The organism is Pseudomonas sp. HN11, from assembly GCF_021390155.1.
Classification (GTDB): domain Bacteria; phylum Pseudomonadota; class Gammaproteobacteria; order Pseudomonadales; family Pseudomonadaceae; genus Aquipseudomonas.
The window spans coordinates 5251472-5266650 of sequence record NZ_CP089985.1; the positions used below are offsets into that span (position 1 = coordinate 5251472).

The 15179-nt window shown below is 60.0% G+C and carries 15 protein-coding genes; 7 read left to right on the forward strand and 8 right to left on the reverse strand.

Annotated features, from left to right (window positions below; genetic code table 11):
- The first annotated feature begins 101 nt into the window (after window positions 1-101).
- Window positions 102-992, forward strand: coding sequence for a LysR substrate-binding domain-containing protein (locus tag LVW35_RS24085; RefSeq protein ID WP_233892327.1), 891 nt, complete (start codon window positions 102-104; stop codon window positions 990-992).
- Here LVW35_RS24085 and LVW35_RS24090 read toward each other — a convergent pair.
- Both LVW35_RS24090 and kynU read right to left on the reverse strand, forming a co-directional pair.
- Window positions 938-2344 (reverse strand): amino acid permease, encoded by a 1407-nt coding sequence (locus tag LVW35_RS24090; protein ID WP_233892328.1) that lies wholly within the window; start codon window positions 2342-2344, stop codon window positions 938-940. The two genes, LVW35_RS24085 and LVW35_RS24090, sit on opposite strands and share 55 nt — an antisense overlap.
- Before the next feature lie 164 nt (window positions 2345-2508).
- Window positions 2509-3759: a kynureninase gene (kynU, locus tag LVW35_RS24095; RefSeq protein ID WP_233892329.1), complete on the reverse strand. Its 1251-nt coding sequence runs from the start codon at window positions 3757-3759 to the stop codon at window positions 2509-2511.
- A gap of 144 nt (window positions 3760-3903) precedes the next feature.
- On the opposite strand from kynU, the gene LVW35_RS24100 reads away from it, so the two are divergent.
- Window positions 3904-4377 (forward strand): Lrp/AsnC family transcriptional regulator, encoded by a 474-nt coding sequence (locus LVW35_RS24100; protein ID WP_016974903.1) that lies wholly within the window; start codon window positions 3904-3906, stop codon window positions 4375-4377.
- A gap of 60 nt (window positions 4378-4437) precedes the next feature.
- Here the strand turns inward: LVW35_RS24100 and catA are convergent, their stop codons facing one another.
- From catA to LVW35_RS24115, 3 genes are read right to left on the reverse strand one after another with little or no spacing between them, the layout of a single operon-like run.
- A complete protein-coding gene (catA, locus tag LVW35_RS24105) occupies window positions 4438-5367 on the reverse strand; it encodes a catechol 1,2-dioxygenase (RefSeq protein WP_233892330.1) in 930 nt (309 codons plus the stop codon).
- A gap of 41 nt (window positions 5368-5408) precedes the next feature.
- Window positions 5409-5699 carry a muconolactone Delta-isomerase gene (gene catC, locus LVW35_RS24110; protein WP_233892331.1) on the reverse strand — a complete coding sequence of 97 codons (291 nt, stop codon included), beginning with the start codon at window positions 5697-5699 and terminating at the stop codon, window positions 5409-5411.
- Window positions 5700-5711: 12 nt separating this feature from the next.
- Window positions 5712-6839 carry a muconate cycloisomerase family protein gene (locus tag LVW35_RS24115; protein ID WP_233892332.1) on the reverse strand — a complete coding sequence of 376 codons (1128 nt, stop codon included), beginning with the start codon at window positions 6837-6839 and terminating at the stop codon, window positions 5712-5714.
- Between the two features lie 114 nt (window positions 6840-6953).
- Between LVW35_RS24115 and LVW35_RS24120 the strand changes: the two genes are divergently transcribed.
- Entirely contained in the window at window positions 6954-7829 is an 876-nt protein-coding gene (locus LVW35_RS24120; protein WP_233892333.1) for a LysR family transcriptional regulator, read from the forward strand.
- On the opposite strand, the gene LVW35_RS24125 is transcribed toward LVW35_RS24120, so the two are convergent.
- Entirely contained in the window at window positions 7826-8812 is a 987-nt protein-coding gene (locus tag LVW35_RS24125; RefSeq protein ID WP_233892334.1) for an AraC family transcriptional regulator, read from the reverse strand. The genes LVW35_RS24120 and LVW35_RS24125 overlap by 4 nt on opposite strands.
- Before the next feature lie 195 nt (window positions 8813-9007).
- Here LVW35_RS24125 and antA point away from each other — a divergent pair, with 195 nt between their 5' ends.
- From antA to LVW35_RS24145, 4 genes are all read left to right on the forward strand, one after another.
- The gene (antA, locus tag LVW35_RS24130) at window positions 9008-10399 is read left to right on the forward strand and encodes an anthranilate 1,2-dioxygenase large subunit (protein ID WP_233892335.1); all 1392 of its coding nucleotides are present in this window, start codon (window positions 9008-9010) and stop codon (window positions 10397-10399) included.
- A complete protein-coding gene (antB, locus tag LVW35_RS24135; RefSeq protein ID WP_233892336.1) occupies window positions 10399-10890 on the forward strand; it encodes an anthranilate 1,2-dioxygenase small subunit in 492 nt (163 codons plus the stop codon). Before antA ends, antB begins: the two co-directional genes overlap by 1 nt.
- 18 nt (window positions 10891-10908) lie before the next feature.
- Window positions 10909-11916, forward strand: coding sequence for an anthranilate 1,2-dioxygenase electron transfer component AntC (antC, locus tag LVW35_RS24140; protein WP_233892337.1), 1008 nt, complete (start codon window positions 10909-10911; stop codon window positions 11914-11916).
- A 72-nt stretch (window positions 11917-11988) separates the two neighbouring features.
- The gene (locus LVW35_RS24145; protein WP_177075111.1) at window positions 11989-13389 is read left to right on the forward strand and encodes an amino acid permease; all 1401 of its coding nucleotides are present in this window, start codon (window positions 11989-11991) and stop codon (window positions 13387-13389) included.
- Between the two features lie 56 nt (window positions 13390-13445).
- Here LVW35_RS24145 and kynA read toward each other — a convergent pair whose 3' ends face one another.
- Window positions 13446-14303, reverse strand: a complete 858-nt coding sequence (gene kynA, locus LVW35_RS24150; protein ID WP_233892338.1) for a tryptophan 2,3-dioxygenase — start codon at window positions 14301-14303, stop codon at window positions 13446-13448.
- Complete coding sequence (gene kynB / locus LVW35_RS24155; protein WP_233892339.1) at window positions 14300-14950, reverse strand: arylformamidase; 651 nt, start codon at window positions 14948-14950, stop codon at window positions 14300-14302. The genes kynA and kynB overlap by 4 nt, the downstream gene beginning before the upstream one ends.
- Window positions 14951-15179: the final 229 nt, after the last annotated feature.

Here is a 15179-nt window from a genome sequence, read left to right on the forward strand (position 1 = left end):
TCGATGGTACCGGAAATTCGCCATATACTGAGGTAGCCTCTTGTTTTATGAGAGGCTGAGGCCGCCTTCGCGAGCAAGCCAGTCACCCGAGAAACCCAGCCATGCACTTTGACCTGATCGACCTGCGCCTGTACCTGCACATCCTCGACACCGGCAACATCACCGCCGGCGCCGGGCGCAGCCATTTGTCCCTGGCGGCCGCAAGCGCGCGCATCCGCGCGATGGAAGCTTCGCTGGGTATCGAATTTCTGGAGCGTAACCGTCGAGGTGTCACACCAACACCCGCCGGTACAGCACTGGCCCGCCACGCCCGGCTGATGCTGCAACAGGCTGAACATCTGCAACAGGACCTGGCGGAATACGCCAGCGGCAGCAAAGGCCAAGTGCGCCTGCTGTGCAACACCACGGCCCTCAGCGAATACTTGCCGGAACTGCTGGCGGACTTTTTGCGCAGGCATCCCAACCTTGACATCGACCTGCAGGAGCTGCCAAGCCTGCGCATCACCCAGGCCTTGCGCCAGGGCACGGCGGACCTTGGGATTATCTCCGATGCTGTAGACACCCATGGTTTGCAGACATTGCCGTTTCGGGACGATCCGCTGGTGCTGATCGCGCCACTGGATCATCCATTCACCCACGGGGGGTTTATTGACAGCCTGCATCATGACTTTGTGGGCCTGACCGCCAGCAGCGCCTTGACGGTTTACCTCGAAGAGCAAGCGTTGCATGCGGGTTTCCGCCTGCAAACGCGCATCCGCGCCGAGGGTTTTGATGGGGTGATCCGCATGGTATCAGGGGGCGCAGGCCTGGGGATCGTTCCCCAGGCTGCACTCGACCGATGGCCGCTGGAACCTCGTTTCAAGGCCCTTCCCCTGCAAGAAGACTGGGCCTGCCGAAAGCTGCTGCTCTGCGCCCGCGCGTTCGATCAACTACCCGGTTACGCCAAAGCCTTGTTCGACGCTTTGGCCTTGCCCTTGCGGAAGAACCCGTAATACACCGCCGACAGAATCACCAGGAACGGCACGCCAAACACCAACGTCATCTTGAATGCCTCGGTGAAATACGTAGTGATCATCACCGCCCCCATCAATACCAGCCCCAGCAGCGTGCTGTAGGGAAACAGCCGCAATTGGAACGACAATTTCGGCCCACCGTGGCGCTTGCGGTAGCGCCGGAAGAACAGGTGGGTGAGGAAGATCATGAACCAGGTGAAGATCGCGCCAAACATCGAGATCGCCATCATCAGGGTGAACGAGCTTTCCGGGTACACCACATTCAGCAACGTCGCCAGCGCAATACCCGAGCTGGACAGCAGCAACGCGTTCAACGGAATGCCGCTCTTGCTCAATGCGCCCATGGACTGGGGTGCAAAGCCGGCGCGGGACAGGCTGAACATCATGCGGGTAGTGATGTAGAGTTGGCTGTTCATCGCCGACAGCGCCGCGATCAGGATCACGAAGTTCATCACCCCGGTGGCGCCGGGAATGCCGATGGTCTGCATCACCGTAACGAACGGGCTCTGGGTTTGCCCGGCCTGATTCCACGGCACGATGGCCAACATCAGCGCCAGGGTCAACAGGTAAAACACCACCAGGCGCACGATGGTGGCGCGAAAGGCTTTCCTCACCGCCTGTTCCGGGTCGGCAGCTTCACCGGCGGCCACCGCGATCATCTCCACACTCAAGTAACTGAAGATCGACACAATCACCGCCATCCACATGCCGCTCAGGCCTTGGGGGAAAAAGCCGTCGTGGGCCGTGTAGTTCTGCACGCCGTACTCCGGGTTGCCGGAGCCGAACACCACGTACGCCGCAAGGATGATGAAGCCGACGATGGCGCTGATCTTGATCGTGGAAAACCAGTATTCGAAGTTGCCAAAGGTCTTCACGCTGATGGCATTGAGCAGGATCAACAGACTGGAAAACGACACGATCCACACCCATTCCGGCACGTTGGCAAACCAGTACTTCATGTACATCGCCACGGCCGTAACCTCGGCACCCACCGCCAGCACAATTGCCGCCCAATAGGCGTAGCGCACCAGAAACCCGGCCAACGGGCTGATGTAGAACTCGGCGTACGCACCGAAAGAGCCCGAGGTGGAATGAGCCACCGTCATTTCCGCCAGGCAGCCCATCAACAGCAAGGTGATCAACGCGCCGATGGCATAGCTCACCAACACGCTGGGCCCGGCATAACCGATGGCGTAGGCACTGCCCATGAACAGCCCGGTGCCAATGGCGCCGCCGATGGCGATCATGCTCATCTGGCCGGAAGTGAGCTGGCGCCGCAGGCCCAGTTCGCGGTGGGTGATCTCTGCAAAGCCGTTGTCTGGCGTGGTCACGTGGTGGGCCCCTTTATTATTGTGATTGCACTGTTTTCTGGTTAAAACACTGTCCCCTGTGAGAGCGGGCTTGCTCGAGAAAGCGGTGTACCCGTCAACACATAAGTGACCGATAGACCGCATTCGCGAGCAAGCCCGCTCCCACATTTTTGCTCTGCGTTTACTCAGGTGACGCTATTGCGGACTTTGAATTGCGGCTGGTTCCAGGTGTGGTTGTCGAGGATTTCGCCGAGGATTTCCACGGCGTCGAAAACCTCGGTAAAGCGGGTATACAAAGGCGTGAAACCAAACCGCATGATGCGCGGTTCACGGTAGTCACCGATCACTCCACGGGCGATCAAGGCCTGGATCACCGCATAACCCTCAGGATGTTCAAAGCTCACATGGCTACCGCGCCTGGCGTGCTCACGCGGGGTGATCAACTTCAAGTCGTGGGCGGCGCAACGGGCTTCGACCAACGCGATAAACAGGTCGGTCAACGCCAGGGACTTGCTGCGCAAACTCGCCATATCGGTCTGGGCAAAAATCTCCAGGCCGCATTCCACCATCGCCAGTGAAGTGATCGGCTGGGTACCGCACAGATAACGAGCGATGCCGGCACTCGGTGCGTAGGTCGACTCCATGGCGAACTGCCGGGTGTGCCCGAACCAACCCGACAACGGCTGGCGCACCACGTCCACCAACGCCGGGTTGACCCACACAAACGCCTGGGAGCCAGGGCCACCGTTGAGGTATTTGTAGGTGCAGCCGATCGCATAATCGGCACCGGCCTGATGCAGGTCGATGGGCACCGCGCCGGCCGAGTGCGCGAGATCCCAGATGCTCAACGCGCCACATTCATGGCTCAGCGCGGTCAGCGCCTGCATGTCGTACATGTAGCCGGTCTTGTAATTGACGTGGGTGAGCATCACCACCGCCACGTCCTGGTCGATGGCCTGGGGCAACGCGTCCGGGCTGTCCACCAGGCGCAGGGAATAGCCCTGTTGCAGCAGTTCGGCCAGGCCCTCGGCGATGTACAGGTCGGTGGGAAAGTTGCTCGCCTCGCTGACAATCACCTTGCGGTGAGGCTGGCGTTGACGCTGCACGGTCAACGCGGCGCTCAACACCTTGAACAGGTTGATGGAGGTGGTATCGGTGATCACCACTTCGTTATCACGCGCGCCGATCAAGGGTGCCAGGCGATTGCCCAGGCGCTGGGACAAATCCGCCCAGCCGGCGAAGTTCCAACTGCGGATCAGCCCGTTGCCCCACTCTTCGGCAATCACCGCCTGCGCCCGCGCCAATGCCGCCACCGGGCGGGCGCCGAGGGAGTTGCCGTCGAGGTAGATAACACCCTGCGGCAAAGCGAACTGGCTACGCAAAGGTGCCAGTGGATCTTGGGCATCGAGGGCTAGGCAATGGCTTCGAGGGGTCATGGGCTGTCCTGGTTTTTATCAGTAAGAATGGACCAAATAATGAACGAACTTTTAGAGAATTTTCGTGCAAAGTGAGTAGCAACAGGCTAATTAAGCTGTAGGAAATTCGAATTTAGCCCCAAAACACGCGGATTTATTCTAACCATGATTCTCGACGCCACCGACCTGCGCCTCCTGCATTTCCTGCAACAGGATGGCCGCATCAGCAACCAGGAACTGGCCGAAAAAGTCGCGCTGTCACCGTCCGCCTGCCTGCGCCGTCTGCGGCTGCTGGAGAGCGAGGGCATCATCAGCGGCTACCGCGCGGTGCTGAATGCCGAGCAATTGGGGATCGAGCTGGAGGCCATCGTCCACCTGTCCTTACGCCAGGATGTGGAGGATTGGCACGAGACGTTCATCAAGAAGGTGCAGGGCTGGCCGGAGGTGGCCAGCGCCTATGTGATCACCGGCGCCAGCAACTATGTGCTGCGGGTGCAGGCACGCAACCTCAAGCACTTTTCGGACTTTATCGTGAACCACCTGAACCGCACGGCGGGGGTGATGGATATACGCTCGGAGATCGTGTTGCAGAAGATCAAGGATCGCGATGAGGTGCTGGACCTGGTCATCCGCAAATAACGACAACACCACAAAACCCTGTGGGAACGAGCAAGCCCGCTCCCACATTTTTAACCGCGTTTAATCTTCCAAAGCACGCACGCGCTGCATGCGCTTTTGTTCCACCGGCGCATCGGCAGTCTGCAACTCAAAGTCAAAATCAATCTGAGCAAACCGCCCTTCCACGCCAAACTCGCGCGCCAGCTGCGGATCGTCACTGAAGCGAATCTCGGCTATCAACTCATCCCGCGTCGCATAGGCAAAATCGTCATGCAGGTACGGGTCATCCGACAGGTTGATCTGGGTGGTCAGGTGCCGATGCCCCGGCGCAGAAATGAAGAAGTGGATATGCGCCGGCCGCTGCCCGTGGCGCCCCAATTGATCGAGCAGTTGCTGGGTCGGACCGGTCGGCGGGCAACCGTAGCCCGACGGTACGATACTACGGAAACGGTAATTGCCCTGGGCATCGGTCTCGATACGTCGGCGCAGGTTGAACGCCGATTGCGTAGGATCGAACCATGAATAGGTGCCACCGGTGTTGGCCTGCCACACGTCCACAATCGCCCCGGCCAGTGGCTTGCCCTCGGTGTCACGCACCTGCCCGCGCATGAACAGCGGCACCGCATCGTCCTTGCCATCATCCAACCGTGCTTCGTACTTCGACAGCGGCGCACCGGCCACGTACAACGGGCCTTCGATGGTGCGCGGCGTGCCACCGGATTTGCCGGCCTCTTCATCGGCGGCGTCCATCAGCAGGTCCAGATAATGCTCAAGACCCAGCCCGGCGGCGAGCAATCCGGCTTCCTGATTCTTGCCCAACTCGTTGAGGTAGTTGACCGCCTTCCAGAACTCTTCCGGGGTCACTTCCAGGTCTTCGATGATGTTCACGGTGTCGCGCAGGATCCGGTAGATCAGCGCCTTGGTGCGCGGGTTACCACCATTGTTGAGGTTACCGCTGGCTTCTTCGAGAAACTGTTGGGCATGGGCAGTCTGGGACAGTCGGATGGACATGGAGCGTTCCTCATCTTGTAGTTATCAGGGTGAAAACCGGCCTAGCGGTCATCCTCATGGATCGACGAAGGGTGACGGCACAGGGCGTTCACTTCGATGGCCATGTAGGGGAAAAGCGGTAGTTGCATCAGCAGGTCGTGTAGCGCCTGCACACTGTCGACATCGAACACGCTGTAGTTGGCGTAGTGCCCGGCGATGCGCCACAGGTGGCGCCATTTGCCTTCCTGTTGCAGGCGCTGCGCCAAGGCTTTTTCTTCAGCCTTGAGGCTGGCTGCGCGCTCGGGGTTCATGTCGAGGGGCAGGTTCACGGTCATTTTTACGTGGAACAACATAGCAGGCGCCTCTTAGTGTTTGTCACGACGGAAGAACGCCAGGCGCTCTTCATCGATGGCCAGGCCCAGGCCCGGCGCGGTTGAGACATGCAGCTGAAAATCGCGGTACACCGGCGGCTCGGTGAGGATGTCTTCGGTAAGCAGCAACGGGCCGAACAGTTCGGTGTCCCACGCCAGTTTGCTCAGCGTGAGAAAGGCATGGGCCGAGGCCAGGGTGCCGATTCCGCCTTCCAACATGGTGCCGCCATACAGCCCGATACCCGCCGCCTCGGCAATCGCGGCGGTGCGCAATACGGCGCGCGGGCCGCCGTTCTTGGCGATCTTGAGGGCGAACACCGAGGCCGCGCCTTCACGGGCCAGGTTGAAGGCATCCTCGACGCATTCGATGGACTCATCCGCCATGATCGGCGCCGGGCTCGATAGATTGAGCCGGGCCATGCCGCCACGGTTGTTGCGTGAGATCGGTTGTTCGATCAGGTCGATCCCGTTGTCGCCGAGCACCTTGCACGCACGCAGCGCCACCGCTTCATCCCAGGCCTGGTTGACGTCGACGCGCACACTGGCGCGGTCGCCCAGGGCTTTTTTGATCGCAATAACGTGGGCCAGATCATGAGCGACTTCACCGGCGCCGATCTTCAATTTGAAAATGCGGTGGCGGCGCAGGTCGAGCATTTTTTCGGCTTCGGCAATGTCCTTTTCGGTGTTGCCGCTGGCCAAGGTCCAGGCCACCGGCAAGGCGTCACGCACACGGCCGCCGAGCAGTTCGCTGACCGGCAGGTTCAGGCGTTTACCCAGAGCATCGAGCAAGGCGCTTTCGATACCGGACTTGGCAAAGGTGTTGCCGCGAATACTGCGCTCCAGACGCAACATGGCGGCGTTGATATTGTTCGCGTCCTGGCCGATCAGCAGTGGAGCGAAGTGGCGGTCGATGTTGACCTTGATGCTGTCGGGGCTTTCGTTGCCGTAGCTCAAACCGCCAATGGTGGTGGCTTCGCCGATGCCTTCGACGCCGTCGGCGCAGCGCAGGCGGATGATCACCAGGGTCTGGTTCTGCATCGTATGCATCGCCAGCTTGTGCGGGCGAAGGGTGGGGAGGTCGACGATGATCGTGTCGATCGACTCGATGGCGCAAATCGGCATGGCTATACCCGTTAGGTTCTTTTTAGGCTTTAGCCGATTCTGTGCCGTATTTTTCAAAGCTTCCAATATAGAATGGGTCTCGAACAATACCCTCAAGGTATTATAGGAGCCATCATGGAATTGCGTCACCTGCGCTACTTCCAGGTATTGGGAGAGACCCTCAACTTCACCCGAGCCGCCGAACGCCTGCACATCGCCCAGCCGCCGTTGAGCCGGCAGATCCAGCAATTGGAGGAGGAATTGGGCGTGATCCTGCTGGAACGTGGCCGACCGCTGCGGCTGACCGAGGCAGGGCGGTTTTTCTATGAGCACGCCAATGTGCTGCTGGAACAACTGAACAAGGTCTGCGACAACACGCGACGCATTGGCCAAGGTGAAAAGACCTGGCTGGGTATCGGCTTTGCGCCGTCGACCCTGTACGGCGTGTTGCCGGAGCTGATTCGACGACTGCGCACCCATGAGGCACTGGAGCTGGAGTTGGGACTGTCGGAGATGACTACCTTGCAACAGGTCGAAGCGCTTAAGGCCGGGCGGATCGACGTGGGGTTCGGGCGGATTCGTATCGACGACCCGGCCATCGTCCAGCGCGTCCTGGTGGAGGATCGGCTGGTCGCCGTACTGCCCGCCGGTCACCCGTTGCTCGATGCGCCCGCTACCCTCGCCCAACTGGCGGCCGAGCCCTTTGTGCTCTACCCCGGCAACCCACGCCCCAGCTACGCTGACCATGTGATCGCGCTGTTCGATGCCCATGGTCTGAGCCTCAAGGTGGCGCAGTGGACCAACGAGTTGCAGACCGCCATCGGCCTGGTCGGCGCCGGGATGGGCGTGACGCTGGTGCCCGCCTCCGTGCAGGTGCTGCACCGCGCGGACATCGGCTACACTCCGGTTGTGGAGGCCACGGCGACGTCGCCAATCATTCTGAGTCGGCGGGTTAATGATCAGTCGCCAGGGCTCAGTCATTGCCTGCAACTGGTGGAAGAGTTGATCTAGCCACGCAGGCGCCGCGCATCATTGCGCTGCAGGGTCTGGCTCGGCGACTCATCGAACAGCTTGCGATACTCTGCCGAGAACCGCCCCAGATGGGTAAAGCCCCAGCCCAAGGCGATCTCGGAGATGGTGCGGGTGGAGCCATGCTCCAGGATTGCCTGGCGTACCGCAGAAAGCCGATGTTTCTTCAAATAGGCCATCGGCGACAGCGCAAAGTATTTGCGAAACGCATCGAACAACTTGAACCGTGACACACCCGCAGCAGCTTCCAGGTCTTCCAGGTGCACGGCTTCGCGGGCGTTGTCGTGGATGTACTGGCGCGCACGGATCAAATAATGCGGCAGTTTCACGCCGAGGACATCGCGCAGCTCTTCGGAATAATTGTTCGGCTGGGCCAGGATCAGGCCCTTGATCAGCGAGCTTTCCAGGTCGCGGGTAAAAGCAGCCTGCTCATACAACTCACTGCCGTGCTCCAGCTCGGCGATGAAATATCGCGCCATGCGCCACCATGCCGCCGAAGCCCCCTCCACCGCGTCCATCACCGACTCAAAGCGCACCGGCGCATCAATCGGTCGTTGCAGCAAACCTTCCAGCGACTCACTCATCGCCGCCCGCGTGATCACCACCTGCAACTTGCGGCAGTCGCCGGAAATCGCCAGCACCTGATGCTCGTTGGGCGAGATGATCACGCCCTGGTCGCGGTTGGAACTCAGGCGCTCACCGTTCTTGCTCAACTCCTGCTCGCCCATCAAAGGCAGGCTCAGGCTGTAGCTGCTGAAGTGCTCGGCGTCTTCGATGTCGATGGTCACATCGGTGCCGTATTCGATCACGCCCAAGGTGGTGGCGCGGGACTTGAACACATTGGCGCTGTGATGGAAACGCAGGCGTTCGGGCGTGGCGGTGGCCAGGCGATGGGGCCCGCAGATGCCGGACATCCAGCTGCGGGCGCCTTCCAGGTCGAAGCGTTGAATCGTTTGGCTGCTCATCAGGGTGCACCCACGGCGGTTAGGCTGTTGCGCGCTCTGGCGGCGCGTCTGCTGAATTACAGTAGCGCATTGCGCCGGCGAACGGCACCTGCCCCAATTATTCGGCCCAGCTTCCCCTATTAACTGGATAGCCCACGCCCAATCTCACTGCCTTTAATAAGCCACCGATCAGCCCTAACAAAAAAGGTGCCTCCCATGAGTGGTGCAAGAAGCGTCGAGCAGTGGAAAACATTTATCGAAGGTTGCCTGGATTTTCGCCCGGCGGATGAAGTGTTCCGCATCGCCCGCGACATGTTCACCGAGCCGGAACTGTTCGACCTGGAGATGGAGCTGATCTTCGAAAAGAACTGGATCTACGCCTGCCACGAAAGCGAACTGGCGAATAACCACGACTTTGTGACGATGCGCGCCGGGCGCCAACCGATGATCATCACCCGCGATGGCGAAGGCCGACTCAATGCGCTGATCAACGCCTGCCAGCATCGCGGCACCACGCTTACCCGTGTCGGCAAGGGCAACCAGTCCACCTTCACCTGTCCGTTCCACGCCTGGTGCTACAAGAGTGATGGCCGCCTGGTGAAGGTCAAGGCGCCGGGGGAATACCCGGAGGGTTTCGACAAGGCCACACGTGGCCTGAAAAAGGCGCGTATCGAAAGCTACAAGGGCTTCGTATTTATCAGCCTGGACGTGAATGGCACCGACAGCCTGGAAGACTTCCTGGGCGACGCCAAAGTGTTCTTCGACATGATGGTCGCCCAGTCCGCTTCCGGTGAGCTGGAGGTGCTGCCGGGCAAATCCGCTTATACCTATGACGGCAACTGGAAGCTGCAAAACGAGAACGGCCTGGACGGTTATCACGTCAGTACCGTTCACTACAACTACGTGGCCACGGTGCAGCATCGCCAGCAGGTGAACACCGAGAATGGCACAGGTGCAGGCTCCACCCTGGACTACAGCAAGCTTGGCGCAGGTGATGCGAACACCGACGACGGCTGGTTCGCCTTCAACAATGGCCACAGTGTGTTGTTCAGCGACATGCCCAACCCCAGCGTGCGCTCCGGATACGCCACCATCATGCCGCGCCTGGTAGAAGAACACGGCCAGCCAAAGGCCGAGTGGATGATGCATCGCCTGCGCAACCTGAATATCTACCCGAGCCTGCTCTTTCTCGACCAGATCAGCTCGCAACTGCGCATCATCCGCCCGGTGGCGTGGAACAAGACCGAGATCATCAGCCAGTGCCTTGGCGTGAAAGGCGAATCCGACGCCGACCGCGAAAACCGTATTCGCCAGTTCGAGGACTTCTTCAACGTGTCGGGCATGGGCACGCCAGATGACCTGGTGGAATTTCGCGAAGCCCAGCGTGGTTTCCAGGGCCGCCTGGAGCGCTGGAGCGATATCTCCCGTGGCAGTCATCGCTGGGAAACCGGGCCCACGCCGAACAGCGAAGCCATCGGCATCCAGCCGGCCATGACCGGCACCGAATTCACCCATGAAGGCCTTTACGTAAACCAGCATCGCAACTGGCAGCAATTCCTGCTCAAGGGCTTGGACAACCAAGCGCTGACACTGCGGGAGGTGAAGTGATGAATGCGCAACTGCAGTACCAGATCGAGCAGTTCTTCTACCGAAAATCCGAGCTGTGCGACGCCCAGGACTGGGACGCCTATGTGCAGCTGTTCGACCCGCAGAGCGAGTTCCACCTGCCGCAGTGGGACTCGGAACACGTGTACACCCGTGATCCCAAGCGCGAGATGTCGTTGATCTATTACCCCAACCGCTCGGGCCTGGAAGATCGCGTGTTCCGTTTACGCACGGGCAAGGCCGCGTCGGCTACACCGATGCCGCGTACCTTGCACCTGATCAATAACGTGCGCGTTGCCGAGCAGGCGGATGGCACTCTGGAGGTGCGACTGAATTGGCACACGCTGTTCTATCGCCTGGCCACGTCGGAGCAGTTTTACGGCCACGCCACTTACACCCTCAAGCCTGACGGCGACAGCTGGTTGATCATCCGCAAGCATGCGCTGCTGCTCAACGACACCATCAACTCGGTGCTGGACTTCTATCACCTCTAGGCGCTGGGAATCTAATTGATGAATCACAAAGTGGCCTTCAGTTTTGCCGACGGCAAGACGCTGTTCTTCCCCGTGGGCGCCCATGAAATCCTGCTGGATGCGGCACTGCGCAACGGCATCAAGATTCCCCTGGATTGCCGTGAAGGTGTCTGCGGCACCTGCCAGGGCCGTTGCGAATCCGGCGATTACAGCCAGGACTATGTGGACGAAGAGGCCCTGTCCAGCCTCGACTTGCAACAGCGCAAGATGCTCAGTTGCCAGACCCGGGTGAAGTCCGACGCGACGTTCTATTTCGACTTTGATTCGAGCCTGTGCAATGCGCCGGGCCCGGTGCAGGTGCGCGGTACGGTGAGCGCGGTGCAGCACGTGTCGACGAGTACGGCGATCCTGCAGGTACAGTTGGATCAGGCGCTGGTTTTTCTGCCAGGCCAATACGCGCGCCTGTCGGTGCCTGGCACGGACAGTTGGCGGTCGTACTCTTTCGCCAATCTTCCGGGCAACCACCTGCAATTCCTGGTGCGCCTGTTGCCAGATGGAGTGATGAGCAATTACCTGCGCGAGCGCTGTCAGGTGGGTGATGAGCTGTTGATGGAAGCGCCACTCGGCGCCTTCTACCTGCGCCACGTCACTCAACCATTGGTCTTGGTGGCGGGTGGCACCGGGTTATCGGCCTTGCTGGGTATGCTCGATGAACTGGCCGACAAGGGTTGCGACCAACCGGTGCACCTCTACTACGGCGTGCGCGGTGCCCAGGACTTGTGCGAAGCGGCGCGCATCCAGGCCTATATCGCGAAAATTCCGGGCTTTCGCTACACCGAAGTCCTCAGCGCACCCTCAGAGGATTGGCCCGGCAAGCGCGGCTATCTCACCGAGCATTTCGACCTGGCCGAATTGCGGGACAGTTCGGCGGATATGTATCTGTGCGGCCCCCCTCCAATGGTCGAATCCATCCAGCAATGGCTGGTGGATCAGGCACTTGATGGCGTTCAGCTGTATTACGAAAAGTTCACGCAGAGTAATATCTGACCCCTCAGCACTTCTGAGGGGCTGATGCGGCGTGCACTCACCCTCAAGAAAAACAAGTAGAAGGGAATGTTAATGGCGGATGACATGGTTAACCCGGTAGGCCTCAAGCGTGGCCTGAAGAACCGGCATATTCAGCTGATCGCCTTGGGAGGGGCGATCGGCACGGGGCTGTTCCTCGGCTCGGCCGGGGTACTCAAGTCGGCGGGGCCATCGATGATCCTGGGTTACGCGATTGCCGGTTTCATCGCGTTCCTGATCATGCGCCAGCTCGGCGAGATGATCGTCGAAGAGCCGGTGGCCGGCTCCTTCAGCCACTTCGCCCACAAATACTGGGGCGGCTACGCAGGCTTCCTGGCGGGCTGGAACTACTGGGTGCTCTACGTGCTGGTGGGTATGGCCGAACTGACGGCGGTGGGTAAGTACATCCAGTTCTGGTGGCCGGAGATCCCGACCTGGGTCAGTGCGCTGGTGTTCTTTGTCGCGGTGAACCTGATCAACACCCTGAACGTGAAGTTCTTTGGTGAAGCCGAGTTCTGGTTTGCGATCATCAAGGTGGTGGCGATTGTCGGCATGATCGTGCTCGGCTGCTACCTGCTGTTCAGCGGCACCGGCGGCCCGCAAGCGTCGGTCAGCAACCTGTGGAGCCACGGCGGGTTCTTCCCGAATGGCGGCATGGGGCTGTTGATGTCGATGGCGTTCATCATGTTCTCGTTCGGTGGCCTGGAGCTGGTGGGCATCACCGCCGCCGAGGCCAGCGAGCCACGCAAAGTGATCCCGAAAGCGATCAACCAGGTGGTCTACCGGATTCTCATTTTCTACGTCGGCGCCCTGACAGTGCTGCTGTCGCTGTACCCGTGGGACCAACTGCTGCAAACCCTCGGCGCGTCGGGTGATGCTTACAGCGGCAGCCCATTTGTGCAGATCTTCTCGCTGATCGGTAACGACACCGCCGCGCATATCCTCAATTTCGTGGTGCTGACGGCGGCGCTATCGGTGTACAACAGCGGCGTGTACTGCAACAGCCGCATGCTGTTCGGCCTGGCCGAGCAAGGTGATGCACCGAAATCGCTGATGAAGCTGAACAAGCAAGGCGTGCCGATCCGCGCCCTGGCGATTTCGGCGTTGGTGACGATGCTGTGCGTGGTGGTCAACTACGTGGCGCCGCAGAGTGCGCTGGAGCTGCTGTTTGCCCTGGTGGTTGCCTCACTGATGATCAACTGGGCGCTGATCAGCATCACCCACATCAAGTTCCGCAAAGCCATGGGCGAACAAGGCCTGACGCCGTCGTTCAAGACCTTCTGGTTCCCGTTCAGCAACTACCTGTGCCTGGCGTTCATGGTGATGATCATCAGTGTAATGCTGGCGATTCCGGGGATCAGCGAGTCGGTGTATGCGATGCCGGTGTGGGTGGGGATTATTTATGTTGCCTACCGGTTGCGGATGAGAAACGCGAAAGTAGCCGTAGCGCAATAACCCCCCATTTTGAATACCTTCCAAATGAAAAGCCCCGGTGATCCGGGGCTTTTTGTTTAGAGTGTGGAACGCACTCGCCACAGTTCTGGGAACAGCACGGTGTCGAGCATCTTGCGCAGATACCCCACCCCTTCCGTGCCGCCTGTACCGGGCTGGAAGCCGATGATTCGCTCCACCGTGGTCACATGGCGGAAGCGCCACTGACGGAACGAGTCCTCCAGGTCGATAAACTTCTCGGCCAACTGATACAAATCCCAGTAACGGCTGGGATCGCGATACACCTCGCGCCACGCCGCTTCCACCGATTCATCGTGCACCGTCGCCGCCGTCGGGTCGCGCTCGGCGCGTTTCGGGTCAATCGCCAGGCCGGCCTTGACCATCAGGTTGATCGCCTCGTCATACAGCGACGGCGTGGCAATCGCCACTTTCAACTCGTTCAACAGCTCCGGCCGATGGGTGTGGGGCCGCAACAGCGCCGCGCTTTTATTGCCGAGGATAAATTCGATTTCGCGGTACTGGAACGACTGGAACCCCGACGACTGCCCCAGGAACGGGCGGATCGCCTTGTACTCCGACGGCGTCATCGTCGCCAGCACCGCCCAGGCGTGCACCAGTTGATCGAAGATCCGCGACACCCGTGCCAGCATCTTGAACGCCGGCGGCAACTCGCCCAGGCGTACATGCTCGCGGGCAGCCTTGAGTTCGTGGAGCATCAGTTTCATCCACAGCTCGGACGTCTGGTGCTGGATGATGAAGAGCATTTCGTTGTGGTCCGGCGACAGCGGGTGCTGAGCGCTGAGGACTTTGCCCAGGTCCAGGTAATCGCCATAGCTCATGGACTCGGAAAAATTCAGTTCGGCGTTATGCCATTCTTCAGGCGGCTGGTAGTCAGCAGAGAAAGGACATTGGCTCATCGCGTGGGCTCCTTGAGCGGGCGCAGGATTGCGCGAACCGGGCTGGCATCGAGGTTGGCAAAACGCAGCGGCAGGGCGATCAGTTCATAGTCGCCCTCGGGTACGTCATCGAGCACGATGCCTTCGAGAATCGCCATGCCATGGCGCGCCACGGCGTTGTGGGAATCCATGGTCTTGGATTGTTGCGGGTCCAGCGAGGGCGTATCGATACCGACCAAGCGCACACCCAGGCCAGCCAGCAACTCAATGGTCTGCGGAGCAATGGCGGTGAAATTCGAATCCCATTCGGTCAACGGCGCTTGTGGATAAGTGCGCAGCAGCACGCGCTCCGGCAAGTTATCCACACGGCCTTCCAACTGATGCGGCTGCACCAGCGCGCCGCTGTCCAGGCAATGCAGCACCCGGCATGGGCCCATGTACACATCCAGCGACACTTCGCCAATCGGCGCGCCGTCTGCGCTGTAATGCAGCGGCGCGTCCACATGGGCGCCGGTGTGTGGGGACAACGTGATACGCCCGACATTCACCGGACACTCCGGGCCAAACTGCCACACACGCTCTTCCTGGAACGGCGTATCCCCCGGCCAGGTCGGGGTCGCCGTACTCAAGGGCGGGCTGATATCCCACCACGTTTTTATTGGGTTCATTTGCAGGCTCTCGGCGGTTACTGGGGTGAATGATACGAGGCCCGGCTGCGAATTTTCTTGCGAATTCTGGCGTGAAGTGGGAAATCTTTCGCACTTACTGCGAGGAAATGGCGAATTGGTGATGGGTTATATCAAATAAACACCGCTGCGCTTCTGGGCATCCCGATGTCGAGTTCAGACCACTGACGCAACGCCCAAGGCCTTAGGGTGGATCTTTCCATTCCCTGCC